Annotated in this window: 24 protein-coding genes; 15 read left to right on the top strand and 9 right to left on the bottom strand. The window is 59.7% G+C overall.

Annotation, left to right across the window (positions count from 1 at the left end; all coding sequences use genetic code 11):
- Positions 1-121 precede the first annotated feature (121 nt).
- The 4 genes from ABEB25_RS01310 to ABEB25_RS01295 all read left to right on the top strand — a co-directional run bounded on the left by ABEB25_RS01310 (position 122) and on the right by ABEB25_RS01295 (position 3,094).
- Positions 122-913 carry a TatD family hydrolase gene (locus ABEB25_RS01310; RefSeq protein ID WP_345734568.1) on the top strand — a complete coding sequence of 264 codons (792 nt, stop codon included), beginning with the start codon at positions 122-124 and terminating at the stop codon, positions 911-913.
- A gap of 74 nt (positions 914-987) precedes the next feature.
- Complete coding sequence (locus ABEB25_RS01305; RefSeq protein WP_345734567.1) at positions 988-1,650, top strand: L,D-transpeptidase family protein; 663 nt, start codon at positions 988-990, stop codon at positions 1,648-1,650.
- Between the two features lie 48 nt (positions 1,651-1,698).
- On the top strand, positions 1,699-2,469 hold the full coding sequence (locus ABEB25_RS01300) for a 3-keto-disaccharide hydrolase (protein ID WP_345734566.1): 771 nt from the start codon (positions 1,699-1,701) through the stop codon (positions 2,467-2,469).
- Positions 2,470-2,776: 307 nt separating this feature from the next.
- The gene (locus ABEB25_RS01295) at positions 2,777-3,094 is read left to right on the top strand and encodes a hypothetical protein (protein WP_345734565.1); all 318 of its coding nucleotides are present in this window, start codon (positions 2,777-2,779) and stop codon (positions 3,092-3,094) included.
- A gap of 11 nt (positions 3,095-3,105) precedes the next feature.
- Here the strand turns inward: ABEB25_RS01295 and ABEB25_RS01290 are convergent, their stop codons facing one another.
- Positions 3,106-4,428, bottom strand: a complete 1,323-nt coding sequence (locus tag ABEB25_RS01290) for a homoserine dehydrogenase (protein WP_345734564.1) — start codon at positions 4,426-4,428, stop codon at positions 3,106-3,108.
- A gap of 142 nt (positions 4,429-4,570) precedes the next feature.
- On the opposite strand from ABEB25_RS01290, the gene ABEB25_RS01285 reads away from it, so the two are divergent.
- Positions 4,571-5,515 (top strand): lysylphosphatidylglycerol synthase transmembrane domain-containing protein, encoded by a 945-nt coding sequence (locus tag ABEB25_RS01285; protein WP_345734563.1) that lies wholly within the window; start codon positions 4,571-4,573, stop codon positions 5,513-5,515.
- On the opposite strand, the gene ABEB25_RS01280 is transcribed toward ABEB25_RS01285, so the two are convergent.
- A complete protein-coding gene (locus tag ABEB25_RS01280) occupies positions 5,500-6,786 on the bottom strand; it encodes an NAD(P)/FAD-dependent oxidoreductase (RefSeq protein WP_345734562.1) in 1,287 nt (428 codons plus the stop codon). The genes ABEB25_RS01285 and ABEB25_RS01280 overlap by 16 nt on opposite strands.
- Before the next feature lie 139 nt (positions 6,787-6,925).
- Here ABEB25_RS01280 and trpC point away from each other — a divergent pair, with 139 nt between their 5' ends.
- Entirely contained in the window at positions 6,926-7,708 is a 783-nt protein-coding gene (gene trpC, locus ABEB25_RS01275) for an indole-3-glycerol phosphate synthase TrpC (RefSeq protein ID WP_345734561.1), read from the top strand.
- Between the two features lie 248 nt (positions 7,709-7,956).
- Complete coding sequence (locus tag ABEB25_RS01270; protein ID WP_345734560.1) at positions 7,957-8,445, top strand: hypothetical protein; 489 nt, start codon at positions 7,957-7,959, stop codon at positions 8,443-8,445.
- Between the two features lie 3 nt (positions 8,446-8,448).
- Here the strand turns inward: ABEB25_RS01270 and ABEB25_RS01265 are convergent, their stop codons facing one another.
- The 3 genes from ABEB25_RS01265 to prmC all read right to left on the bottom strand — a co-directional run bounded on the left by ABEB25_RS01265 (position 8,449) and on the right by prmC (position 11,089).
- A complete protein-coding gene (locus ABEB25_RS01265; RefSeq protein ID WP_345734559.1) occupies positions 8,449-8,736 on the bottom strand; it encodes a hypothetical protein in 288 nt (95 codons plus the stop codon).
- A 48-nt stretch (positions 8,737-8,784) separates the two neighbouring features.
- The gene (gene murA, locus ABEB25_RS01260) at positions 8,785-10,047 is read right to left on the bottom strand and encodes a UDP-N-acetylglucosamine 1-carboxyvinyltransferase (protein ID WP_345734558.1); all 1,263 of its coding nucleotides are present in this window, start codon (positions 10,045-10,047) and stop codon (positions 8,785-8,787) included.
- A 193-nt stretch (positions 10,048-10,240) separates the two neighbouring features.
- On the bottom strand, positions 10,241-11,089 hold the full coding sequence (gene prmC / locus ABEB25_RS01255) for a peptide chain release factor N(5)-glutamine methyltransferase (RefSeq protein WP_345734557.1): 849 nt from the start codon (positions 11,087-11,089) through the stop codon (positions 10,241-10,243).
- 282 nt (positions 11,090-11,371) lie between these two features.
- Here prmC and ABEB25_RS01250 point away from each other — a divergent pair, with 282 nt between their 5' ends.
- Entirely contained in the window at positions 11,372-12,115 is a 744-nt protein-coding gene (locus tag ABEB25_RS01250; protein ID WP_345734556.1) for an ATP-grasp domain-containing protein, read from the top strand.
- Between the two features lie 10 nt (positions 12,116-12,125).
- Here the strand turns inward: ABEB25_RS01250 and prfA are convergent, their stop codons facing one another.
- A complete protein-coding gene (gene prfA, locus ABEB25_RS01245; RefSeq protein ID WP_345734555.1) occupies positions 12,126-13,202 on the bottom strand; it encodes a peptide chain release factor 1 in 1,077 nt (358 codons plus the stop codon).
- Between the two features lie 117 nt (positions 13,203-13,319).
- Positions 13,320-13,562 (bottom strand): 50S ribosomal protein L31, encoded by a 243-nt coding sequence (gene rpmE, locus ABEB25_RS01240; RefSeq protein ID WP_345734554.1) that lies wholly within the window; start codon positions 13,560-13,562, stop codon positions 13,320-13,322.
- Positions 13,563-13,806: 244 nt separating this feature from the next.
- Between rpmE and ABEB25_RS01235 the strand changes: the two genes are divergently transcribed.
- Positions 13,807-16,350 carry a bifunctional serine/threonine-protein kinase/formylglycine-generating enzyme family protein gene (locus tag ABEB25_RS01235; protein ID WP_345734553.1) on the top strand — a complete coding sequence of 848 codons (2,544 nt, stop codon included), beginning with the start codon at positions 13,807-13,809 and terminating at the stop codon, positions 16,348-16,350.
- A 6-nt stretch (positions 16,351-16,356) separates the two neighbouring features.
- On the opposite strand, the gene tilS is transcribed toward ABEB25_RS01235, so the two are convergent.
- Positions 16,357-17,301, bottom strand: coding sequence for a tRNA lysidine(34) synthetase TilS (gene tilS, locus ABEB25_RS01230; protein ID WP_345734552.1), 945 nt, complete (start codon positions 17,299-17,301; stop codon positions 16,357-16,359).
- Between the two features lie 120 nt (positions 17,302-17,421).
- On the opposite strand from tilS, the gene ABEB25_RS01225 reads away from it, so the two are divergent.
- From ABEB25_RS01225 to murJ, 4 genes are all read left to right on the top strand, one after another.
- The gene (locus ABEB25_RS01225; RefSeq protein WP_345734551.1) at positions 17,422-19,905 is read left to right on the top strand and encodes a DUF6600 domain-containing protein; all 2,484 of its coding nucleotides are present in this window, start codon (positions 17,422-17,424) and stop codon (positions 19,903-19,905) included.
- Positions 19,906-19,984: 79 nt separating this feature from the next.
- A complete protein-coding gene (locus ABEB25_RS01220) occupies positions 19,985-20,455 on the top strand; it encodes a c-type cytochrome domain-containing protein (protein WP_345734550.1) in 471 nt (156 codons plus the stop codon).
- A gap of 78 nt (positions 20,456-20,533) precedes the next feature.
- Positions 20,534-22,024 (top strand): OmpA family protein, encoded by a 1,491-nt coding sequence (locus ABEB25_RS01215; protein WP_345734549.1) that lies wholly within the window; start codon positions 20,534-20,536, stop codon positions 22,022-22,024.
- 129 nt (positions 22,025-22,153) lie between these two features.
- A complete protein-coding gene (gene murJ, locus ABEB25_RS01210) occupies positions 22,154-23,440 on the top strand; it encodes a murein biosynthesis integral membrane protein MurJ (protein ID WP_345734548.1) in 1,287 nt (428 codons plus the stop codon).
- A gap of 140 nt (positions 23,441-23,580) precedes the next feature.
- Here the strand turns inward: murJ and ABEB25_RS01205 are convergent, their stop codons facing one another.
- Positions 23,581-24,000, bottom strand: coding sequence for an exosortase system-associated protein, TIGR04073 family (locus ABEB25_RS01205; RefSeq protein ID WP_345734547.1), 420 nt, complete (start codon positions 23,998-24,000; stop codon positions 23,581-23,583).
- Between the two features lie 128 nt (positions 24,001-24,128).
- Here ABEB25_RS01205 and ABEB25_RS01200 point away from each other — a divergent pair, with 128 nt between their 5' ends.
- Positions 24,129-25,157: an NAD-dependent epimerase/dehydratase family protein gene (locus tag ABEB25_RS01200; RefSeq protein ID WP_345734546.1), complete on the top strand. Its 1,029-nt coding sequence runs from the start codon at positions 24,129-24,131 to the stop codon at positions 25,155-25,157.
- Positions 25,144-26,166 (top strand): dihydrodipicolinate synthase family protein, encoded by a 1,023-nt coding sequence (locus ABEB25_RS01195; protein WP_345734545.1) that lies wholly within the window; start codon positions 25,144-25,146, stop codon positions 26,164-26,166. Before ABEB25_RS01200 ends, ABEB25_RS01195 begins: the two co-directional genes overlap by 14 nt.
- Positions 26,167-26,183: the final 17 nt, after the last annotated feature.

Here is a 26,183-nt window from a genome sequence, read left to right as displayed (position 1 = left end):
GAGACTCCAGCTCTCTTGCTAGCGATTGCAAAGTGTTGGCTAGTTTGAGGGGCTTCCCCCAAGCCCCTGACGACATTCCCCTCGTCCTTGAACTCCGCCAAATCACCCTCTATCGGAATCCATGTTTTTCGATACTCACACGCATCTCGGCAGCGCCAAGTTTGATGCAGATCTGCCTGCGATTCTGGACCGTGCCCGCTCCGCGGGTGTCACACGGATGCTGGCCCCGGCCACGGATCTGCCCAATGCCCGCAAGCTGCTGGCCCTGGCGGAAAAAGAGCCGGATGTGCGCGTGGCCGTGGGCATCCACCCCTGCGATGTGGACACCGTTTCAGGCGAAGACTGGATCCATGAACTGCGCGCTCTCGCCCGGCATCCCAAGGTGGCCGCCATTGGCGAGATCGGTCTGGACTACTTCCATGCACCGCCCGAGGGTTTCGACCTCGCGGCATGGAAACTCCACCAAGCCCGCTGCCTGCACCTGCAACTGGAACTCGCCGCCGAGCTGGAGCTGAACGTAGTGCTGCACAACCGCGAAAGCTGGGAGGACCTCACCGCCATTGTCCTGCCATACAGCGACCGCCTGCGCGGAGTCTTCCACTGCTACACTGGCACGCTGGAGCAGGCCCAGCCGCTGCTGGAGGCCGGGCATCTCCTTTCCTTCACCGGCATCGTCACCTTCAAAAATCCCGGCCCTGCGGGTGATACCGTGCGCCAGGTGCCCGCAGGCCATTACATGCTGGAGACGGATGCGCCCTACCTGGCCCCGGTACCCCACCGTGGCCAGCGCTGTGAGCCCGCCTACGTGGCAGATACCGCACGGGCCGTGGCAGCCATGCGGGGGCAGCCCGTGGAGGAAGTCGCCGATGAGACCACCCGGACCGGCCAGAGCTTTTTTAAAGGTTTCGCCTGAGCCCCCCTCAGCTTGTGATGGAAAAGCGGCCTCAAATGTGCTCCATAAGCGCGCACTCCTCTCCCACTCCCACTATGAATGCTCTCCGCCGACTGTCTTTCGCCCTGCTGACCCTGACGGTGCTCTTTCAGAGCATGAGCTGCTCCAGCCCTAACTATCGCGAAATCCGCCGCCCAGCCCCTGGTGGAGGTTACTATGTGCAGCGCATCCGGCTGGAGCCCCAGGAAGAAGCTCGGCTGAAAAAGCTGAAGAAGGCCAAAAAAGAGGGCAAGCCGGTGGATGATGGCTCCTACTGGCGTGGCGATGGGGTAGTGGGAAAACCCAGCATGAAGATCAGCCTCGGTGAGCAAAAGGTCTATTTCATGAAGGATGGCGTCGTCGTCGGCATGTCCCCCATCTCTTCCGGCCGTGAAAGCCACGCTACCCGTCCTGGGAAATTCAGCATCATCCAAAAGGACCTGGATCACAAATCCAACCTCTACGGGGACTACGTAGACTCCGCTGGCGTCATCGTCAAAAAAGAGGTGGACATTCGCAAGGATGCCCGGCCCAAGGGAGCCAAGTTTGACGGAGCCAACATGCGCTACTTCATGCGCATCACGGGGGCCATCGGCATGCACGAAGGTTACCTGCCAGGCTATCCGGCCTCCCACGGCTGCATCCGCCTACCCACGAAAATGGCCGAGATCTTTTACCGCGAGTCTTCCCTGGGAACTCCGGTGCAGATCGTCCCCTGAGACCGCATTCGCCGATAGGCCCAGGTGGCATCCTCCGTCTGAGTGAGGATGCCGTTTTTAAAATGTCTCTTCGTTCTCGCCACCCTGTGCTGTCTGTCGCTCAGCGCGACCGAGCCTAACCAACTTTCCGACACCGAAAAAGAACAGGGCTTCCGCCTGCTGTTCAATGGCCGTGACCTCCAGGGCTGGGAGCACGCAGGCAACTGGGTGATCGAAGACGGGGCGCTCGCCTGCCCCACACGCGGGGGTGACATCACCTGGACCGTGGAAAAGGTGCCGGATGACTTCGAGCTGCGCTTTGAATGGAAGGCCAGCAAAGGCTGCAACAGCGGCGTTTACTACCGCCCCGGCCAATATGAGTACCAGGTGCTGGACAACGTGAACAGCCATTACGGCAAAATCCCCCGCCAGGCTGCCGCCTCCCTGTTTTTCTGCATGGCCCCCAGCAAAAACAACGCCCGTCCCCACGATGTCTGGAACGAAGGCCGCATCGTCTGCAAAGGCACCGTCATCCAACACTGGCTCAATGGGGAAGCCGTGATTGACTTCGACTACACAGATCCACGCTGGTCCCGTGAGCTGGAGGTCTTGCGCATTCGCGGTGGAGACCTGACGAAACGCGGTGCCCACCTGCGTCTGCAGGACCACGGCCAGCCAGTCTGGTTTCGCAGCCTGCGCCTACGCCCCATCCCTGCCGAGGAAAGACTGGTCCCCTCCCCCGAGTTCAAGCCCCAGCCCATGTCAGCGGAGGCTCTGGAACTGGAAAACAAACGGCTGGAGCAATTGCTGAAGCCCAAGGCCCCAAAAAAACAAAAGTGACATATTTTTTACAACCCTCTTACCCTCCCCTGACTCTTTGACTGTCAGATGTGGCATAATCCTATCAGATTGAAGAACGCAGCGCGGTTTTCAGTCTCATATTTCAGATAGTGGGTTGTCTTCTGGCTGTTGGTAACCTTCGAAATTAATCAGGGCGGACCGAGTGGTTTGCCCTGATTTTTTTTTGCGAGATGCCTGAAAGCTGAGCATTGTATTGCAAATCGCCTCATGGTAAAACCTGGGATAATTCAGTTCCAAAAAAAGACCGTAAGGTCGAGGGATTGAAAAACTCAACCCACCATGCGCCATGCTGACACCGACAGACATCGCCGAATACGGGGAACGCCATGTGGAGAAATGGCTGATCGAGAACGGATACCGCTGCTACCACAGCACGCAGCGGCATGGAACCAAGGACCTGGAGGCCCGAAGTTCTGAAATCAACATACTGGTGCACATCAATGCCAGCCTGGAGCCCAAGCCTGCCCCGCCCCTCACCCATACGGACCACGATAGCGTATGCTCACGTGCGATGATGCTGGGCTTTGACCCCTGGGTGGCCCAAGTGCAGGTGGACCGCAATGGCGACCTCTTCAGCGACATTGTGTGGACCAAGCTGAAGTAGGGGCGGATTAATTAACCCTGCAGGGTCTCCACGCGCATCCAGCTCGGTTTGCCACGCACACAGGCAAGTGAGCAGAGGGCATCCAGAGCCTTCAGCATGTCGCCCAGGCTCGCATCATGCAGCATCAGCACCAGGCTGGTGCTGCCACTGGTGTCTTCCAGATCCTCCGGCTGGATCATGGAGGAGATGCCGATATTTCGCTGCCCCAGCACGGTGGATACCTGGGCAAGCACACCGGGCACATCGTCCACGGTCAGGCGCAAGTAATAATGGGAAACGGTGTCCTCGATCGGCTTGCTCTTCCCGTAAAGACCATGCGGGACAAACCCGCTGTGGCGCGCGCCATAGACCAGCACGGCGGCGGCTTCACAAAGGTCGCTGATGACGCTGCTGCTCGTCGGGTCCTGCCCGGCCCCACGGCCATAAAAGAGCGTTTCGCCCACGATGTCGCCATTCACCAGCACCGCATTGAAGCTGCCGCTGACATTCGCCAGCACGTGAGAAAGCGGCACCAGCGTTGGCTGGGTACGCACTTCCACCAGCCCCTGCTCATCGGCACGAATCACGGAAAGCAGCTTGATGGTGTAACCCAGGCGCTTGGCAAATTTGAAGTCCACGATGTCAATTTTATCCACGCCCTCCACATGCACGCAGGGAGTCGGGATCCAGAAACCATAGCTCAGCGAGGCGAGGATAATGGCCTTGTGCGCCGCATCCCAGCCGCTGACATCCAGTGTGGGATCGGCCTCGGCATAGCCCTTTTCCTGGGCCTCGCGAAGGGCATCCTCGTAGCTGAGACTGGCCTGGGACATGCGGGTGAGGATGTAGTTGCAGGTGCCATTGATGATGCCGTGGATGGACAGGATGCGGTTTCCCACCAGCCCTTCTTGCAGCACCTGAATGATCGGGATGCCGCCTGCGACAGCCGCTTCAAAATAGATGGGCACGCCACATTGCTCCGCCAGCGCAAACAGCTCCTGCCCGCGCTCGGCTAGCAGGGCCTTATTACCCGTGACCACGATCTTTTTGGCCCGCAGGGCTGCGCACACCAGATCATAAGCCGTGGTGGTGCCACCGATGAGCTCGACCACTACCTGGATCTCTTCATCGGCGATCAAGTCCTGCCATTGGGTGGAAAGCATGGCTTCCGGCACCACCACATCTCGGGGGCGCTGAAGATCCCTTACCACCACGCGCTTTACCCGGATGTCCGCCCCAGTGCGCTGGCGGATGAGATCGCCATTTTGCATCAGGTTTTTAAAGACACCGGCACCCACGTTTCCCAGTCCTGCGAGGCCGATGTGAATGGTGCGTGGGGGGGTAGGAACGGACATGGTCAGGGAAAAGGGCTAAAAAAGGAAGCCCGTAGAGATGCACGGGGATGAGGGCAGGTCAAAGGTCAAGCGGGCCAAAAGATGCTTCTCGGCACTTGCCGTTTGGATTTTGAGGCCGGGTTGACTAAGGTCGGCACTTCGCATGCGCACCCGCCACCTCTTTCTCCTGCTCCGTGCTGCCCTCGCCGTGGGGCTGATGGTGTGGGTGCTGCGAAAGCTGAGGCAGGAGGGGGCCGCGGAACTCTCCTGGTCGGCCATAGACCCAGCATGGCTCTCTCTGGCATTCCTCCTCGGCGGGCTTTCCGTCCTGGGCTGGGCGGGGCGGTGGTGGTGGTTCCTGCGCGTGTATGGGGTAAAGGCCCGCTATGGGGAACTACTGCGGCTGACGCTGTTTGCCGATTTTTTCAATCTTTACTTCCTCGGCCCCATCGGGGCAGACGGCATCAGGCTGCTGCTGCTTTCACGCACCTTCCCAGAACGACGTGGAGCCATTGTCGGCTCGCTGGTCCTCGATCACATCGGCGGGCTTTTTGGCGGGGTGGTGCTCTATGGCCTGTTTTCGCGGCAGGCGGGGTTGCCTGAAGGGGTGCTGGCCACCACCGACATCGCCTTGCTCGCCTTCACGGGGTTATCCTTCCTCGGGCTGGGAGTCATCATGGAACCCTGGCTGCAGCGGGTCTTTGGTCGCATCCCCGGCCTGAGCTGGCTCTCGGCCAAAGCAGCTCCGATCTATGCGGGCACGTTTCGGCATCCTTGGTTATTCTCCGGCTTTGCAGTCTCGGCCCTGGGCACCGCCTGCGCCTATGCTGCTTACTGGGCAGCAGCGCGCGCGCTGGGCACGGATGTTTCACTGCCCAGCCTGCTGGGGCTGATGCCCGTGGTGGATGCCATTGCTTCCTTGCCCATCACCCTGAGTGGTCTCGGTGTGCGTGAAGGGCTGCTGGTGGAGTGGCTGGGCGGGCAGGCAGGCATCGGCAAAGCCAATGCATTGGCGGCCTCCTTGCTAGGATTTGCCGCCTTGGGCCTGTGGGGCCTCATCGGCGGCCTGTGGCTGGCCTTTTGGCGCAGGCGTCACACCACGGCGTAGTCCGCTGGCTCCTCGCCATAAATGGCAAAGCGCGTCATGAACCGCAGCAGATTTCGGCTGTAGGGATGATTCGTCAGCCCACCCCCAGCCATGCCGGAGATGTTTTTCTCAAAGTGCCGCTGCATGACCATGCTGATCTTGCCCGGGAACATCTGAGACATCCTGGTACCCGTGCGCTGAAGGGCAAAAATCTGCCCGCCATAAAACATGTCCACCAACTCCTGCCAGGCATTGAGCATGTCACGGAACCAGTCGAGGTAATTCTTGAAGGCCCGGTCCCAGTCGTCCTTGCGGTTTTGCAAAATGGCATCTGCTAGCATCTCCGCCGAGGTCATGGCCATGCAGAGTCCTGGGGACAGCATGGGATCCACAAAACCAAAGGAATCTCCCACCGTCACCCAGCCATCTCCGTGGCCCTGTTCTGAGATGAGCTGATAATTCGCATAGGTGGTCACGGGCGTGATACGCTTGCGGTTAGGGCAGGCGTCGGCCAGCGGCTTGTTCTGGTCAATCACCGCCTCGAGCTGCTCCTCCGGTGTCTTGCCGTATTGCTTCGCATGCTCTTTATCGAAGACCACTCCGATGCTCAGGGCATGCAGGAGCGGGATGCGCCAGGACCAGCCATGCTTCAGACGCGTGATCACCGTCTGACCCGACGGAACTGGCATGGTGCAATTTTCGTAATGGGCAAAGTGGGAGACGTCTTTGCGATCTCCAATCGCAGCTTTGATGCCCAGCAACTTCGCAAACAAACGGCGCCGGCCGCTAGCATCCACCAGCAGGTCCGGCTGCTTGCCATTCCAGTCAGGCACCAGGGCCAGGGTGGCGGCGCTGAGACGCGGAACCTTTTCGCCACGTTCGGTTAGGCCGACTTCCAGCTTCACATCACACGGCACAAATCGAGCTCCTGCATCCAGGGCGGTCTGGTGAACCAGGTCATCAAATGGCCGACGATGCACATTGTAGGCATAGGTAGGCAGCACCCCGCGCATGGCGGTGAAGGAAAGCTCCAGCGCATCATTTTCATCAAAGATCCAAGTCACTCCCGGCTTGTAGGTACCCAGCTTGGCCACTTCATCCTCAATGCCCAGACGGCGGAAGACATTGACCAGACGCGGCACCAGGGATTCTCCCACCACCATGTCGGGACGCTTGCCGTCATCGAAGAACACCGCGTCCACGCCTTCTTTGGCGAGCAAACAAGCCAGCGTGGCACCAGCAGGACCGGCACCCACGATGCCGACACGGAAAGGTTTTGAGGCGATCTTCATAAGGCAGTCAGAGATTCAAAATAAATGTCTGCCTGCGAGGTGCAACCCTGAGCCACCTCTGTCTAACTTTTTACTGAGAAAAATACCGTGCAAGGTGCAACTTGCACCGCGCCAGATCGCCCCCATCTTCCGCCCCCCTATGAATAAGCTGGACGAAATCATCGCGCACAAACGTCTCGAAGTGGAGAAACTGCTGCCTCGCATGGACATGCTGCGCGCCGCAGCCACCCTGCGTGATGATTTCCGCTCTCTGGAAGACGCCCTTCGCCTGGACCCAACGCGCCTGGGCATGATCGCTGAAGTAAAGCGCGCCTCCCCCTCCGTCGGTACCATTTCAGCGGACTTTGATCCCCTCACCATCGCCCGTGGTTATGAGAAAGCCGGAGCCACCGCCCTCTCCATCCTCACCGATGAAAAATACTTCCAGGGTCGCCTGGAATACCTTTCGCTGATTCGTGAGCAAGTGGACATCCCCTGCTTGCGCAAAGACTTCATCATCCATGAAGCACAGATCTATGAAGCCGTCGTTGCCGGTGCCGATGCCATCCTTTTGATCGTCGCCGCACTGAAGCAGGACGATCTGGTCAAGCTTCTGGACATCGCCCACACCTTCCAGCTCGATGTGCTGATGGAAGTCCACGACCTGCCCGAACTGGAACGCGCGCTGGATACGGACGTCCGCATCCTGGGCATCAACAACCGCAATCTCAAGAGCTTTACCGTGGACATGGCCACCACCGAAGCCCTCGCCGAAGAAGTTCCCGATGACATCCTCCTCGTCTCCGAAAGCGGCATAAAATCCCCCGCCGACGCCGCCCGCCTGGCCGAAGCTGGCGCTGACGCACTTTTGGTTGGGGAAACTCTCATGCGCAGCCAGAACATTATGGTGGATCTGCCAGCGCTGCGGGCGATGAAGATGTAATCAGAATTGTATGCAGGCATGAATACCTGCATGCGGTCTCACTCCTTCATGCGCTCCAACTGAGCGCCTACGGCTGCCAGTTCGTCATTTGGATGCTCGTAGCCGCAGTCCATAGGTCAAGACAGTTGATCTCGTTTGTCTCAAATACTGACTGGGAGAATAAGAAGCTTGCTCACCCTCTAACTTTCATGATCCTATCATCGAACAACTGAGTCCCGGACACTGCGCTTATTCCCCCCCAGCTTGCAATGTCGCAAATTCTCAACAAGAAATTACCATCCGGCTGTGGGTGTGCGGTGAGGTCCTTCTTCGTTTTTGTCGTACTCCTCGTTTTTGTGCGCGCTTTTGTGATTCCGAGTTGGGAAGACTGGAGTGAGACGCAGGATCGCCGCCGCGATGCTTATTTAATGGCCAGCTTAGCCGCGTTCATCAATCATGAGCGACAACTCAACGGTGGGGAAACACTTCAGGAACTCTTCCAAAAAGCTCAAAAGGATCTAGAAGCGTCATGGCGAAAAGATAAGGCCAAAGCGGCACCTATAGATTGGGGCAAAATTGAGCTTCAAGAGGTACCGCCCGCTAAACAGAAAAATCTGCGCCGAATTGAATACGTTCTGATCAATAAAAGCAGTCATTTAATGATGCTCTGTGATGGTCGCTTGATCTACCCTTCCTATAGCCTGGAAAGGATTGCTGAAATGTATCCGTATATGGATCCCACACGAAGCCTTTGGTGAATCTTACGGTTCAGAAAAGCCACAAAGTTCATCGCCTAAGCAAACTTTGTTGGCGAGTTCAATTGGGAAAAACAGCCCTGCTGTGTGCCCATGATCAACGGCTTCAACGGTGCGGTTATATAGGGTGATTTCTTCGACGCAAAACACCACCTCCGATCCTTTATCAGCCGGATTGTGGACACATAACCGATCACCACGCCGCAATTCGTCCCGGCAATTGCGCCCGGCAATCATAAATTTTCTTGAGCCAACAAACTCCAGACGACCAACGGTAAACAACAGCGTCCTCATTCAATTGGCTCTCCGAAGTATGGTAACCCACTTCTGATAAAAACAACCTCACTCCTTCACCCGCTCCAACTGAGCCCCTAGGCCAGCCAGTTTGTCATCGAGATGCTCATATCCACGGTCAATGTGATAGAGCCGATTCACCTCTGTCTTGCCGCTGCCAATGAGGCCGGCGAGCACAAGGGCCGCAGAGGCACGAAGGTCGCTGGCCATGACGGGGGCACCTTTGAGGGCGTTGCCGCCACGGATGCGGGCGGTGGCGCCCTGGAGGTCAATGTTGGCACCCATGCGCTTCATTTCAGCCACGTGCATGAAACGCTGCGGGAAGATGGTCTCCGTGATGGTGCTGGTATCGCTGATCGCACAGGCGAGAGCGCAAAACTGGGCCTGCATGTCCGTCGGGAAGCCGGGATAACAAAGAGTGGTGAGATCAAAACCTTTGGCGTCAGGATTCGGCGCGATGCTGATGCTGTCCTTGCCGATCTCAATCGGAAAACCGCACTTCTTCAACATGTCCGTCACGGCGGTCATGTGCTCAGGCATCACCCGCTTCAGCGTAATGCCATCGCCGATCATGGCCCCGGCGCAGAGAAAGGTACCGGCCTCGATGCGGTCCGGGATCACGGTGTGTTCGGCCCCGTGCAGTTCTTTGACGCCTTCGATGGTGATGCGGTTCGTGCCTGCGCCCTCGATCTTCGCGCCCATCTTGATGAGGAAGTTAGCCAGGTCTTCCACCTCAGGTTCAGCGGCTGCGCCTTCGATGACCGTCACCCCTTTGGCCAAAGTGGCCGCCATCATCACGTTGTCCGTGCCCAGCACCGTGGAGCCGTGCTTGCCCATGAGGTTCATCGGGCCACCTTTGAATCCTTTTTTGGCATTCACACTGATGTCTCCACCATCCACGGTGACGATGGCTCCGAGAGCTTCCAGACCTTTGAGGTGAAGATCCACAGGGCGGTCCCCGATGACGCAGCCACCTGGCAGGGAGACGGTGCATTTCTTCAAGCGGCCAGTGAGGGGCCCCAGCACGCAGATGCTGGCGCGCATCTTCCGCACGAGTTCATAAGGGGCCACGGACTTGATTTTTTCCGCCTTCACCACCACCACGCCGCTGGCGCGTTCCACCTCCGCCCCCAGTTCCCCAAGGATGCGGACCATGTAATTAGTATCGCTGAGATCGGGCACGCGCCGGATGGTGCAAGTGTCTTTGGTCAGCAGAGTCGCCGCCAAAATGGGCAGAGAGGAGTTCTTGCTGCCGCTGATGTTTACGCGACCTTTCAGGGGTGCGCCGCCGTGAACGATAAGTTTTTCCATGTTTCCCGTGTAAGTGCGCCGGGGAGGCTCATGCGCAAGCAGGAAGATTCGCCTCTTTGTGAGAGCGACGCCCACGAGGCTTGCCACCGGAAAAAGCTACCGTGAAAGCCGATTCCTTGCGACAAGCCTCGCAGACATAGGGGATTACTGCATTGGCAAAATCCAGTTACACTTTTTTGGAAAAAAAGTGAAATCAATCAACCAAAGGAGTGTTAGCGAACACGAAACGCTCGATTCCAGCCAGATCTGCCCGCACTTCGGCCCCACCATAGCCCAGGCCGCTGGCATGCTGGGCCGTGGTGTGTCCCTGGTCGTGTCCCACCTCCAGAGCAATCCGGCCGCCGGGTGCCAGCTTGGCAGGGGCATCGGCCAAAAAGCGTCTCACAATGTCCAGCCCATCCGGACCGCCATCCAGCGCCAGCACCGGATCCCGCCGCACCTCCCGGCTCAGGGCCGGAATCTCCCCACTGGGGATGTAAGGCAGGTTGCTCACGATGAGGTCAAAGGGACCGCTCAATTTTTCAAAAAGATCACTGCGCAGAATCTGCACCCGCTCCAGCCCCAGGCGGCTGGTATTCAGTCGGGCAAGATCCAAAGCTTCCTCCGAGATATCGGCCAACATGACTTCACTGTCCTTCCAGGCGCAGGCCAGCGTCAGGCCGATGCAGCCCGAGCCCGTGGCCATGTCCAGCACACGCGCCGGCGGATTTTGGCCGTAGTGTTTGATCAAAAGATCACACAGATACTCCGTCTCCGGCCGAGGGATCAACGCCCGGTGGTCGCTGACGAGTTCGTTCCCCAGAAAGTCCACCGTGCCCAGCAGGTGTTGCAAAGGCTCCCCTTCAGCCCGGCGTTTGGTCAGCCCGCGCAGCTTCTCCAGGTCCACCTCCTGCAGCATCTCACCAAACCGCAGGTAAAGATCCAGCCGACGGCAGCCCAGCACATGGGCCAGCAGATGCTCCATATTCAGCCGCGCCTCATCCACGCCATGCTTCTCCAGGTAGCCAGTGCCAGCGCGGAGCGTATCGAGGAGGAGTTTCATGGGTCAAAAAAAGGGGAAGAGCTAAGGGCAAAGAGCGTGGAGTCAACCCCAGCTCGAACTATGATGCTTAGCTCCCTTTCTTCGCAGACCAGCCACGATCCATCCAATGCTATAGCCAGCCCAAGGGCAGCTTACCATATCATGACGGGGGTGGCGGTAGCGAAAGCAGCCCTTGAACGAGGTCGTCGTGACCCTGCATGATGGCCAGAAAGCGGTGCGGGACTGAAATTCCCTGAACGATCGTGTTGCTAGGTGAAAACGTCTCCGCAGGGTTGCACCGCCATGAAGCCCATTGCCTATGTTCAAACCGATTCAAACGGCCAACCTTACAGTGCTCACGGCGCAGTTGCGGCCAAGGGTTTTGAATTGCTGGGATTTGAAGTGAAATCTTTTCACCGTGAACAACTGGAACAGTTGGCATTGAGCACCGCTACGGTCGTTGTAGGCGGTATGGCAACTGTGCGGGCGGCCTTGCTTCACCTTGGTAAACTTCCCCCTCAGCAGGACTCGGCTCCCGCTTGTCTTCTCTCGTTCTTGGGTCGCACTTGCCAAGTGACCACGCTAAATGACGTCTTGAATGAAGGCCGATTTCCCGTTTTTGTGAAGCCTCACTCCGAAGCCAAACTGTTTAATGGCCAGGTCTTTGAACACCAAGCTGACCTTCGCCGTTTACTCGCCGCCCGCCCTGGATTCCCTGCCATCACGGGAGATCTCCAAGTCCTGGCACAAACCCCCATTCATTTCGTGAGTGAGTGGAGAACCTTCGTCATTCAGACCAAGGTCATCGGTGCCAGTTTCTACAAGGGAGATCCTCTGATTTTTCCTAACGGGAAGTTCATTCATGACACCGTGGCGGCATTTGAAAACGCACCTGCCGGATACAGCGCCGATTTTGGCGTGACCGATGAAGGCCACACTGTGCTGATTGAAATCAACGACGGTTATTCACTCGGTCATGGTGGCCTGACATCCACCCAGTATGCCGAACTCTTGCATGCGCGCTGGACGGAAATTTGTGCAGCCTGATCGGTCTATATTACTTCAACCCCGCCTCAGCAAGTCGCTCATTGAGATCACTGGCCAGAAGAGAATCCAGAATCTGGTCCACCCGGCCTTCCATGAACATGTCCAGGTTGTAAACCGTCATCTCGATCCGGTGATCGGTGACACGGTTTTGCGGGTAATTGTAGGTGCGAATCTTTTCTTCACGGCCACCACTGCCGATGAGATTGCGGCGATGGGCGGAATACTTGGCCGCCTCTTCCTGCTGCTTCTTTTCCAACAGGCGAGAGCGCAGAATCGTCAGCGCCTTTTCCTTGTTCTTGATCTGGCTACGCCCGTCCTGACAGCGGACGATGGTCCCTGTGGGGATGTGCATCACCTGCACGGCAGAGTCCGTGGTGTTCACGCCCTGGCCACCGGCACCGGAGGAGCGGCAGACTTCGATTCGGACTTCATCGGACTTCAGTTCAAAGTCCACTTCTTCAGCCTCGGGCAACACGGCTACCGTGGCGGCAGAGGTGTGGATGCGGCCCTGGGCCTCCGTGGCAGGCACGCGCTGCACACGATGCACGCCGCTTTCATACTTGAGGATGCGGAAGACGTCCTCGCCGGCCACTTTCATGACGATTTCCTTAAATCCGCCCACATCCGAAGGGCTGGACTCCAGCGTCTCCACCTTCCAGCCACGGGTTTCAGCATAGCGGCTGTACATGCGCACCAGATCGGCGGCAAACAGAGAGGCCTCGTCCCCGCCAGTGCCGGCACGAATTTCAACCAGGGCATCGCGGCCTTCCAGGGGATCCGGCGGCAGGATGGAAAACTGCACCTTCTTCTCCAGTTCCTCAATGCGGCTCTGGATGATCGGGATCTCCGCAGCGGCCATGGCGGCAAATTCTTCGTCTCCCGCTTTCAGCATCTCTTGGCTGTCTGCCAGTTCCGTGAGCTGCTTTTGATATTCGTCCCAGCTTTCCAAAAGATTTCCCAGTGTGCGATGCTCGCGCGTGAGTTCCCCGGCCTTTTTCGCATCGTCAAAAAAGCCCGGTTGCCCCATGAGTTCTTCGAGGAGCTCGAAACGGGTGCGTTTAGTGGCGATGATAGGGGCGTAATCCATGGCGGTAGGGAACGAAAAGCAAAGGGCCGCTAGGCAGCGGCAGGGCGGGAAGAAACAAAAAACGGTGCCGAGCTCGGAGGCACGGGCACCGTTTTCTGGTCAAAAGAAATGTCGAGGCTACGCGGAAACGTCGCTGAGCTTCGGAGCAGCGCGGCGGGCGCGGGTGCTGCCGTAACGCTGGGCAAACTTGTCCACACGGCCAGCGGTATCGATGAAGCGCTGCTCACCGGTGAAGTAGGGGTGGCAACCAGCGCAGATACCAATCTTCAGGTTCTGCACGGTGGAGATGGTCTGATACACAGCACCACAGGTGCAGGTGATCGTGGTTTCGTAAACCGTAGGGTGGCCTTGTTCTTTCATGTGGGTAGAGGTCGTGAAATCACGTGGAACCGACGAGGGACGAGGAGTGTCACTTTCGTCGGAGCGTGAGGGAGAGCAGTTTGCCACAGCCCGTTCAGGGGTCAACCAGCTTTTTAGTTCCCCGCGTGACCGGTTTTTTCCATATTGCTCTTCCTCTCAGCAATCCCGCAGCCCCTCACGGCAAATCTTGACCTTCCAAGGGCTAACACTGAATACTGCACACTAATTACTGTCAAACCTCACCGTGACCGCCCCCGTCCGCACAGCCCCCGAAATCCGCGACCACGAGACGCTCCGTCTCATTGGCCGGGGAGCCTATGGGGAGGTGTGGATGGCACGCTCCGTCACCGGGGCCCTGCGGGCGGTCAAAGTCGTCTGGCGGGAGGACTATGACCAAGCGGATTCCTTTGAACGGGAGTTTGAGGCCATCAAACGCTACGAACCCATCTCCCGCCGCCACGCCGGACTGGTGCCCATCCTTCAGGTCGGCCGCAGCGATGCCCAGGGCTTCTACTACTATGTGATGGAGCTGGCGGATGATTTGGAAAAGGGCCGCGACATCACCCCCGATACCTACACCGCCCACACCCTGGGCCTGGAGATGCGCCGGGACAAACGGATCATGGCGGGACGCTGCTTGCAGATCGGGGCCAATGTCGCCGAAGGCCTGCACTACCTGCACGAGAACAAGCTGATCCACCGGGACGTCAAGCCCTCCAACCTCATCTTTATTGATGGCGCCTGCCGCCTGGCAGACATCGGCCTCGTGGCCCTTCTCGGACAGCGCAGCTTTGTCGGCACCGAGGGCTTCGTGGCCCCTGAGGGACCCGGCTCCCCTGAATCTGATATCTTTTCCCTGGGCATGGTGCTCTATGAAGCCAGCACCGGCAAAGACCGGCTGGATTTCCCCGACATCCCCTCCTGCTCCGAAAGTGGAGACAAACTGGATGTCTGGCAGCGCCTGCACCGGGTCATCTGCACCGCCTGCGCGCCGAAGGCGAAGGACCGCTACTCCAGCGCCTACGAAATGACGCTGGACCTGCGCGGGCAGCCCCTGCCCTCACGGCGTCTCGTCTGGTACTGGGCTGCGACTGCCGCCACGACTTTGGCACTCGCCGTCGGCTTTGGCATGTGGCTGGCCCAGCGGCAGGACAATCGCAGCCTGCTGGAAGTACAGAAAAGCCTGCCCATGCTCACCATCAAGACCGAGCCCGCTGGGGCCGATGTCTTTGCTGGGGAGGACAAACTAGGAGTCACCCCATTGGCCCTCAATCCAGAGGAAGGCGTGCCCGTGATCTATCAGCTCCGTCTTCCTGGCCATAAGCAATTGGAGATTGAGCACAGAGCCAGCCGAAATCGCCCCGCCGAGTACGATCTGAAAATGGAGGCCACACGCCTGCCCCAGCCCGGTGAACGCTGGACCAACAGTCTCGGCATCACCTTCAAGCCAGCCCAGCTAGGCCACATCAGCGTCCAGCCCGTGGAGATCAAATTCTTCAAACGCTTCCTCGAAGCCACCGGCCGCTCCTTTGAAGGCAAGGTCGTCCGCGCCTCCCTGGCAGATGCCAGCAAAGATGCCGCCTACTTTGTCGTGGTGCCTGTGGGCGATGCCGAGGCCTTCCGTTTCTGGATGACGGATACGGACCGCGCCGCCGGTGCCCTGAGCCAGGAGCATCATTACGAAGTGGAACCTTTTTACTACGTGGAGAGCAACAGCGGCGGCAATGAGGACATGCCCGAGGACCGTGACACCGACAGCAGCAGCAGCAACGAAGACAAAAACTGGCAGGCTTTCCACCTCCGAGTGGAGCGGCAGACCTACGGCAGCGTCATCATCCGCACCACCCCGGAAAAAGTGCGCATTTTCCAGCACGATGAATTTCTGGGCTATACCCCGCTGGAATTGCCCCGAGTGCGCAGTGGCCCGGTGGAATATGAACTTCGCGAAGAAGGCTTCTCCGATGTTGTCCTGGAGGGCGATGTGAAGTCGGGTGCCCTGCTGGAACTCTTTTCCGATATGCAGACGCGGCAGGCCGTGACCTTTGGCCGTGAGTGGAAGGCCAACGGCCTGGGCCTGCGTTTTGTACCTCTGGGAGATGTCATGATCGCCGCTGTGGAAACGCGCCGCCGCGACTACCTGGAATATGTGAAGGCCACCAATGCCCGCCGCCCGAACAACGTGGATGCCGATGGCCGGGGCGGCACCCAGCCCGTGGTCGGCGTGGACCGTGAAGAAGCCCGCGCCTTCTGCGCCTGGCTGACCGAGCGCGAACGCAATGCTGGCCTCATTGGTGCCAAAGACCGCTATCGCCTGCCCACAGATGAAGAGTGGAGCCGCGCCGTCGGCCTGCCCCTGGAGCGCGGCACCTCCCCGGCGGAAAGAAACGGGCGCATCCGTGGCATCTACCCCTGGGGTTTTGACTGGCCGCCACCTTCCAACATCGAAAACCTGGCCGACACCAATGCGGCAAGGAAGAGCAACTTGGAAAGCTTCATCCCCGGCTATCAGGATCGCTTCCCGCAGCTCGGAGCCGTGGGTGCCTTCCCTCCAAATGAGCGCGGCATCATCGCTCTCGGCGGCAATGCCTCCGAATGGGTAGACACCGATTTCGAACCCGGCAGCCAGCCCAAAAGCGGCAAGGAAAAAAAGATCATCGGCACCGTCCGTGGCGGCAACTGGCAAACGGCGAATCCCGACGAACTGCTCTCCTCCGTGCGCACCCCCCTGCCAGTGGATACCAAACGCCCCACCGTCAGCTTCCGCATCGTGCTGGAGCGCAAAAAGTAGCCCTCTTCACACCGCTTCTGTCACCCAAAGGCAACCCGCCTTCCGGCGTAGATGCCGTCCCCCTTGGAGGTTGATCTTAGCCGGCCCGCCCGGACGCAGCATGGCCAGCGCGTCATCCAAAAGATCCGCATCCACGCCAGGAACCGCCAGCCCACCTAACCAAAAGTGTAAAATCCTCGACAAAACCGCCGGGTGCAAAGAGCGCAGCTTGGTGGACAACAACAGGCGGCCATCCTGCGCAATCACCCCCTCCTGCTGAATGAATTCCCGCGCCTGCTGCTGCAGGCAGTCCTCATCCCTCGCCGCCTGCCTGCCCAGGCGCACAATGAGTGGCGTAACCTCCCGCGCATAGACTTCATTCAGCAAAGGCAGCACCTCATGCCGCAGCCGGTTGCGCCGGTGCGCCGGACTCAGATTGCTAGAATCTTCCCGGTAGGCCAGCCCATGCGCCTTCACGTAGGCTTCAATCTCTGCACGCGGCATTTCCAGCAAAGGTCGGCAGAGAACCGGCGCTGTGGCCGTCTCTGCCACCATGCCCTTCAGTCCGCTGATCCCCGTGCCGCGGCAAAGATTTGCCAGGATGGTCTCCGCCTGATCATCCGCATGATGCGCCAGGTAAATGCACTCAGCCCCATGCCGCAGCGCCATGCGATGCAGAAAATCATACCGTGCCATTCTGGCAGCAGTCTCGATGGAGACCTTTTGCGTCCTAGCCTGTTCAGACACTGGTGTTTTTTCAATCTCACAAGGCAGGCCATACTTCCGACCCAGACGACGCACAAAAGCCGCATCCTGCCCAGACTCACGACCGCGCAGACCGTGGTTCAAATGACAGAGCACCAATCCCTTTTGCCCAGCACTCACCAGCAGGTGCAGCAACGCCACCGAATCCCGCCCACCTGAGATCGCCAGCAAGGCAGGCCCGGAGGCAAAGCTTGGGGAAATGGGCAAAGGTAGGTTCACAGTTGGCAAAAATGGGGCAAAGCGCGTAGGTCATACATTGCACATTTCTGCATTGTTCCTGAACAAGAAAAGAGGCATTCTCGTCGAAGCTCAGGTCTATCAACCGCTATGAAACCGATCACTCCCCTGGGCGCCGCGGCGCTCTTTTCCCTGGCACTCGTCAGTTGCAACCCGCCTGCCGCCCCCCAGGACAATGCCGCTGCTGACGAAGCCCGGCTGAAATTGGAGCAAGCCCAGGCTGCCTACGAACAGCAGGCCGCTGACATGCAGGCCCGCAGTGCCGAATTGCAGCAGCAACTCGCCGACCTGCAACGCAGCATCCAGGAAAAGGAAAACGCTGAGCTCCAGGCCAAGTTGGACGCCATCCAAAAGGAAAATGAGCGGCTCCAGGCCGATGCTGAGGCAGCGCGCATGAAGAGCGAGGAACTGCGCGACCAACTGGCCTCCACTCCATTACCTGCCCCTTACGTCCCCCCGGCCCCTGAACCTGGTGGCCAAGCCTGGACAGATCCAGATGCCGACTACTCCATGTTTTATGAAGAACTGGCCCCCCATGGCGAGTGGCTGGATGTCGAAGGTTACGGTTATGCCTGGCAGCCTCGTCTCGCCTCACGCTCCGCATGGCGTCCTTATGTAGATGGCCGCTGGGTGTGGAGCGACCAAGGCTGGGCCTGGGATACGCCCGAGCCTTTCGGCTGGGCCTGCTACCACTATGGCCGCTGGGTGCGCATCGCCCGCCATGGCTGGGTCTGGGTCCCTGGACGTGAATGGGCACCCGCCTGGGTTTCCTGGCGCTCTGGGGCCGATTGTGTCGGCTGGGCTCCCCTGCCCCCTGAACGTCGGCGTGGCTACACCAGCATCGGTTATGATTGCGACGTGAATTACGGCCTCTCCCCGAGCAGCTACGTCTTCATCCAGTCGTCCAACTTTGGCCGCAACAGCTATGTGAACGTCTGCCTCTCCATCACGAACATCACCAACATTTTCCAGCAGACGGTGAACTTGACCAACATCGTCCGCATCAACCAGCAGCAGACGAATTTCTTCGTTCATCGCGGGGGTCCGGATCGCCGCTGGCTGGAGGAACGTTTTGGCGGGCGTGTCCCCGTGGCCCCTGTGCGCATCGCCCGGACTCTGGAACGTCCCCTTCTTGACCGCGCTGAACGCGACCGCGATGCCGTGCGTCCTCTCATACCCGCCCCGCTGCCTTCTGGCCGCCCAGGCCGACCCGGCAAGCCACCTCGCATTTCCGACAAAGTCACCCGCCCCTCCATTGTGGATGCCTGGACCGAAGTGCCGAACGACCGCCGCCAGAGCCTGCGTGACACCATCTCTCGCCAGGCCCGTGAACCAAAACCCGTCCAGCCCGCCGTGATCACGCAGCCACCTCAGATCCCCGGCAGAGACCGTGACCGCGAGCCAGGCACACGCCCCGGTGCAGAGCGCCCGGACATGCCGCCTCAAGTCCGCCCCGGCATCCCCCTGCCAGGCACTGTGCCCAACACGCCTGACCGTGTGCCAGATCGTGGCAGGGACCGTGAAGATCGCCCCGGTGCTGGTCGTCCAGACATGCCCCAGGAAGGCCGGCCTACACGGCCAGGAGCCACCCCCAATACCCCAGACCGTGGACGGGACCGTGAGGATCGCCCCGGTGCTGGTCGCCCAGGCATGCCCCAGGATGGCCGACCTACACAGCCAGGCACTACCCCCAATACCCCAGACCGCGCGACGGATGCAAAGCCGGGTCGCGAGGGTGTTGGACGCCCTGGCATGGATGTTGAGGCTGCCCAAAAAGCCGAATTGGAGCGCCGGGAAGCCGAGCTTAAAAAACAGCAAGAGGATGCCGCGAAAAGCCGCGAAAACATGACAGAAAAACTCCGTGGAGCCGAGGCTGCCCGCCGTCAGCGCGAAGCGGAGAGTGCCCGCACCCGCGAGGCCGCCATGGCCCAGCAGCAGGAACTCGCCCGCAAACAGGCGGAAAACAACAACCTGGAAAAGCGGAAACAGGACCTCCTTCGCCAACAGGCCGAGGCCCTGAAGGCACGTGAAGCCCAGGCCGCCCAGCAAGGCGAAATGGCCCGCCGCCAGAGGGATGCCCTCACCGAAAAAGCCCGCGAAGCAGCCATGCAGCAACAGCAGGAACTCCAACGCAAACAGGCCGAGTCTGAATCCATGAAACAGCAGATCATGGAGCAGCAAAAGCGCGGTGAAGAAATTCGCCGCCAGCAGGGAGAAGCCATGCGGGCGAACGAAGCCCAGGCCGCCCAGCAGGCGGAGATGGCCCGCCGTCAACGTGACGCTGAAACCTCCCGCATGCGTGAGGCCGCCATGGCCCAGCAACAGGAGGCCGTTCGTCGTGCCCAGGAAGCCGCAGCCATGCAGAAACAGCAGCAGGCAGCCCAACAGGCCGAAATGATGAACCGCCAACGCGAAGCCCTCGCCGAAAAAGCCCGGGAAGCCGCCGCCCGCCAGCAGCAGGAGATGGCCGAACGCCAGCGTGAGGCCATGCAAAAACAGCAGGAGGCCGCCCAGCGCCGAGCCCAGGAAGACAGCTCGCGCCGCCAAGAGGACGGTCGCCGCCGCGAACGCTAAGCAATAGTGGGGCACACAAGGACAATCCAGTCCAACCGACGCATTGACCCGCAGTAGCGACCGTGATAAACCGGGGGCTATGCACAGTCGCTTTATTTCATCGTTGGTTGGGCTGGCCCTGCTCGCCCTCACAAGTTGCGGCACACCTGAGGAATCCGAAACCCGTCCGCAGGGAACCAACGTGCTCTCAGAGCCTACCCTGCGCCAGGCATTGGCGGGCCAGGTGAACTTTGTCGCCCACATCAAACCCATCCTTGAGGCCAAATGCGCCGCCTGTCACAACCGCCAGGCACTTCCAGGAAAGATCAGCCTGGCCAGCCGGGAGGAAGCCCTGCGCACCGGAACATTGCGGGGCTTCATCGTCCCGGGGCAGCCTGAAGCCAGCCCCTTCATCACCCGCATCGGCACAGCCCATGCGGCCGTACAGGCCATGCCCCCTGTGGGCGAAAGCCTGACCCAGGAAGAAACGCGGGTGATCAAACGCTGGATCGCCCAAGGCGCGGCCTGGCCCGCTGGCGAGACAGGAAGCCTGCGTACTAGCCCACACTGAAGGCCGGTAAAAATCCGCCTTGAAGGATGGGGGCATCGCGTGGCATCTTAGCTGCTGCGGTTTCCCAGGCTCCATCTCATGCGTCCCCCTTCATCCAAGACATCCCACCGCGTTTTATCACATCCTCATGCAGGGGGTGCCATGCCTGTGGTGATCGTCCTGCTCGCCCTGGTGGCAAGCGTGGTTGTCTTTTTTGTCTTCACCCGGCCTTCCATGAAGAAAGACGCCGCCGCCGAGGCTGCTCCGGCTGCTAAAACCGTGGTTGCCGCGGCTCCGCAGACACCGCCCACTCCTCCCCCAGCCGCTCCCAAGCCAGCCCCTGTTGTCACGGCCAAGCCCACCTTCGGTTTTGCCCGTCCGCTCGATCTGGGCAAGGAAATGGTTCGCAGCCTCGCCGCCGGTGACTTTGCCCGGGCAGGCGAACTCGCCGCCGCCGGAGATCCTGACCAGGCGAAAGCCGCCGCTGCCGTCTTTGAGCGCATGACCAAATCCCTCCACGCCAAAGTGGGCTTGGAGGATGCCGTGGAACTCATCGGCCTCGTCGAAAACAAAACTCGTGTGGCCATTCCATTGACCCTCCCAGGGTCCCAGGAACCCATGCGCCTGCAACTGGATCTGGAGCGAGATGATAAGATGGGCTGGAAGATCGCCCGCCTGCAACTGCCCAAAGAACTCGGCAGCGCCGTGGTCGCCACCCCCGAACCTGCACCCAGCATGGCCGCCTCAGTCTCGCCTGCCCCAGCACCTGCGGGTGGTACCGCCCGCGCTCCCAAGTCCCCTGCTGTGCCGAACGCTGCCAAAGCACCCCTGTTCACCGTCGAAGAGATGCCCGATGCCCTCACGTTCGGCAGCGATTTTGTGCGTGCCCTGCTCAAACATGATTTCATCGCCGCCCGCAAGTTTGTGGATGAAAAGAAGGTGCCAGCGGAACGCCTCGCCGGACTCTGCATCGTCTTTGAAGAAGGTGCCTATGAGTTCAAGCCGACCAAACCTCTGATCATCACCGTGGCCAATCCAGAAGTCTCCTGGGTCATCGCCCAGGTGCAGTCCCAGAAGCTGCAGCAGTCCACCGAATTTGGCCTCGAAATGCAGCGCAGCGGCGTGGACCAGCCCTGGAAAGTGGTGGGGCTGAACCTGTCCGAAATCCTCAGTTCCTTTGCCTCCTCCGCTGCCAAGATGGGCGTCCCTTACACCCCCATCGTCAGCAACCCTAAAGGCGGTGAATCCCTGGCCCTTTATTTTGAATATGACCAGTCCGAGCTGCATCCCCGCGCCCTCAAGCAGCTCGAAATCGTCGCTGGCCTGCTGAATTCAGATCCTTCCAAAAAGCTTCAGATCGCCGGCCATACGGATGCCAAAGGTACCGACAACTACAACCTCGCCCTCTCCCAGGCCCGCGCTGAATCCGTGAAAAAACGGCTCGCAGGGCTAGGTGTCGCCGCAGCCCAGATCGTCACCACCGGCATGGGCAAGGCCCAGCCTCTTGGGCCTAACCAGAAGGCCGATGGCACCGATGACCCAGAAGGCCGGTCAAAAAACCGCCGGGCAGAGATCTATCTGGATTTTTAGTATCGGCTCTTGCCGCGTGTGTTTATCGTACCGCGCTTGCCTTCTCTCTCTCAGCTCAGATCCCGTATCTCTTCCCTGCTTCAACAGGGGGCAGGTTCTCGAATTGTTTCCGGCTTTCTGCTGGTTGCCATGCTCACGGTCGGCTCCAAGGCCGTCTCCTTTTTAAAGGATGCTGCCGTCGCCCGGCAGTTCGGCACCGGAGATGCCCTGGATGCCTTCCTGGTTTCCTTTGGCCTTCTCACCTTTCTCGCCGCCCTCATTGGCGGCGGGCTGCCAGAATCTTTTCTTCCCGTATATTCGGAGATTTCTCATCTGCGGACGAAACGGCGCGCGCTGCGTCTGGCGGTCCAGGGCTCCTGCCTCCATGCTTTGAGCCTCCTGCTCCTGGCCGTGGCTGTGTACTTCGTGGCCCCCTACTTCATCAGTTGGGCCACCCGGGGATTCAATCCTGAAAAGCAGGCGCTTGCCGTGGGGCTGCTCCGCCAGCTGCTGCCGTTCATGGTGTTCTTTGGCATGAGCTACCAGCTTTCTGCCTGGCTGCGGGCGGACAAACACTTCATCATCGCCACCAGCGCCCCCACCCTGGTGCCGCTGACCATCATCAGCCTGCTGCTCTACGCCGGCAGCGCGGCCGATGTCTCCACACTGGTCACCGGCACTGTCATAGGCTCCATGCTCCATCTGGGCTGGCTGCTCATCACCGTGGCCCGTCAGTTGCCCTGGCAGAGACGTTTTTGGCTGCATTGCCTGCGACTGTGGGAACCCAGACTGGCCAGGGTGCTCCGCCACACCGCCCACTTTCTCTTTGCTGGTGGCATTTTCAGCAGCTCCGTGGTGGTGGATCAAACCATGGCCGCCTGGTTGTCTCCAGGCAGTGTCGCCGTATTGGGCTACACGGAAAAAGTCTGCGGCATCATTCTGGCCGTCACCGTGGCCCCCTCCTGCGATGTGCTGTTCCCCTATTTTGCGGACAAGGTGGCACGCCGCGACTGGCAGGGGGTGAAGCACCAGCTCATCACCAGTGCCGGGGCAATTTTGGCCCTGGCGCTGCCTGCGGTGCTCATGCTCTGCTGGCTCGCCCCCTGGGTCATCAGCCTGCTGTTTGAACGTGGCTCCTTCACCGCCGTGGACACCCAGCGGGTGGCCGAAGTGCTGCGTTTCGCCGCCTTGCAGATCCCCTTTTACATCGTCGGCAGCCTCGCTTCCCGAGTGGTGGTGGCCATGCAAGCCACCCACTTCATCATCTGGATCTCCGTCATCGGCCTGATTGGAAATGCCGGGCTGAACTGGCTGTTCATGCGCAGTATGGGGGCCGCGGGCATCGCTCTTGCCACCGTCCTGGTCCAAATGACCTCCGCCGTTCTGGCCTGCCTGTATGTGCTGCGGCAGATCCAGCATCGGATCAAACAGGGCTAGATAAGCAACTGCAGACTGCATGGGCAGCCTTTTACCAGGACCCATTTCCACTCTGGGCATCGCCCCCTCCAGGCGGTGATCCAGACATAAAAAAGCGCAGGCTTTTCAGCCTGCGCTCTCAAAGGTTACTCCTAAATCAATTACCAGCCCTGAGTGCGGCTGTAATCAGACTGGGACACAAAGCCCATCTGTGGAGAGAACTCCGTGTAGCCCCACCATGGATCGATCTGAGCCTTGCGGTAGTAAGGCGGACGATAGGTCAGCTTCCAGGATGGCAGCGGGAAAGTGGCCATTTCATACACACCGTAACCGGCGCGGACGGTGATGCGCTTCACACCTTCAATGAAGAAGTCGGCAAAAGCGGCATGGGCACCATCGGTCTCAACCGTGCGCTGCCAGACATTGAAAGGCTCGGTCCATCCGTAGAGGACGTTGCCAACGCCACGGCTCAGTTTGCGGCTCCAGTTATAGTGATGTCCAGGAGGCGACTGGATGTCGGCGACGGCGACGCCGCAGAGCGTCAGGGCGGCGAGAATGGTGAGGGCGATGCGATTTTTCATGCGGTCAAAGAGAGTTATCAAATTCGGCAGCGATCTGGCAAGAAGGAATCTCACTTTTTTTCGCGTGCATAGTGGTGACAATAACATGCACAAAGCATGCCCGCCTGCTGTATCTGGATACATTCACCATGAAGCCACTGCTGAACCACGCCGACCTTGAAGACCAGCTCAGCCAGCCGACGCCCGGTGTCCTGGAGACTTTACGCGATTTGGAGGGCGATTTCATGGTCCTAGGCGCAGGTGGTAAAATGGGCCCTTCCCTCGCCCGCATGATCCGTCGCGGGCTGGATGCTCTGGGTCAAAAAGAGCGCCAAGTTTTGGCCGTCTCCAGGTTCTCCACCCCGACCGCAGTGGCCGAGCTCCAGCAGCATGGCGTCCAAACCCTCGCCTGCGACCTCCTGGACCGTGCCTCCGTCCAGGCCCTGCCGGAGGTGCCCAATATCATTTTTATGGCCGGACAAAAATTCGGCACCCAGGATGCCCCGGAACTGACCTGGGTGATGAATACCCTCGTTCCCGCCATCGTGGCCGAGCGTTTTGCCCGCTCCCGCATCGTTGTCTTCTCCACGGCCTGTGTTTACCCCCTGTCCACCGTGGCAGGCACCGGCTCGCGCGAAGGAGATCCCCTGGATCCCCCTGGGGACTACGCGAACTCCTGCGTCGGTCGGGAACGCATCTTCACCCACTTTTCCAACAAAAACGGCACTCCAGCCCTGATGTTCCGGCTCAGCTACGCGATTGATCTGCGCTACGGCGTGCTTCATGACGTCGCCCAGAAAGTGGCTCAAGGCCTACCTGTGGACGTCACCATGGGCTATGCCAATGTCATCTGGCAGGGGGATGCAAATGCCCGGGCAATCCAGTGCCTTTCCCGCACCTCCTGCCCGCCCTGTGCCCTCAATGTCACTGGCCTAGAGCGCGTATCCATTCGCCATCTGGCGGAGCAATTTGGCCGACTTCTGGGCCGCGAACCAACCATCATCGGCCAGGAGGGCACCACCGCCTGGCTCTTCGATGCCTCCCTGTCCTACGACTGGTTTGGCCCGCCCACGGTTACGATGGAGGAAATGATCTCCGCCACGGCCGAATGGGTACGCCAGGGCGGGGCCTCGCTGGGGAAACCCACTCACTTTGAAACACGCGATGGAAAATTCTGACCTCCGCCACCTTTTGCGGCAGGGCCTGGCCATTCCAGCCCACCCCCTGGCGCTCAATCCCCAACGAAAGCTTGATGAGCGACGCCAGCGCGCCCTCACCCGCTACTATTTGGCAGCAGGCGTAGGCGGGCTGGCCGTCGGCGTACACACCACCCAGTTTGCCATACGAGACCCTGCGGTCGGACTCTTCAAACCTGTCCTCACACTGGCCGCCGAAGAGATGGACCGCTGCTCCCGACCTCTAGTGAGGATCGCAGGCATCTGCGGACAAACGGCCCAGGCCGTGGGTGAGGCAGTCCTCTTGCGGGAACTGGGCTATCACGCGGGCCTGCTTAGCCTGGCCGCCCTCAGCCACAGCACGGAGGACGCCCTGATCGCCCACTGCCGCGCCGTCTCCCAGGAGATTCCGGTGATTGGCTTTTACCTTCAGCCCTGTGTCGGAGGCCGCGTGCTGTCCTACTCTTTTTGGCGCCGATTTGCGGAGATTGAAAATGTCGTCGCCATCAAAATCGCCCCTTTCAACCGGTACCAGACCTTCGATGTCGTCCGTGCCGTTGTGGAGGCTGGCCGGGATGACATCGCCCTCTACACTGGCAATGATGACAACATCGTCGCCGACCTCATCACTCCCTTTAAAATCAACGGGCAAGAAAGACGCATCGTCGGCGGGCTGCTGGGACACTGGTCGGTCTGGGCGCACAAGGCTGTGGGACTGCTCGACCGCTGCAAGATGGAGCCCGCCTCACCAGCCCTACTCCAGCTCGGACAGGAAGTGACCGACAGTAACGCGGCCTTCTTCGATGCCGCCAACGGCTTTCGCGGATGCATCGCCGGCCTGCACGAAGTGCTGCGCCGCCAGGGCCTCTTGGAAGGTCTTTGGTGCCTGGACGAAAAAGAAACCCTCAGTCCGGGCCAATTTGAGGAAATCGACCGTGTTTATGCCGCGTACCCACACTTGAACGATGATGCCTTTGTGGCCCGTCACCGCGAGGAGTGGCTGCGCGGCTGACCATCCCCAAAACGGCA

The organism is Prosthecobacter algae (assembly GCF_039542385.1).
In the GTDB taxonomy this organism is placed as follows: Bacteria; Verrucomicrobiota; Verrucomicrobiia; order Verrucomicrobiales; family Verrucomicrobiaceae; genus Prosthecobacter; species Prosthecobacter algae.
The sequence above is the reverse complement of the archived record's forward strand: the minus strand, read 5'-3'. Positions and strand labels throughout refer to the sequence as shown.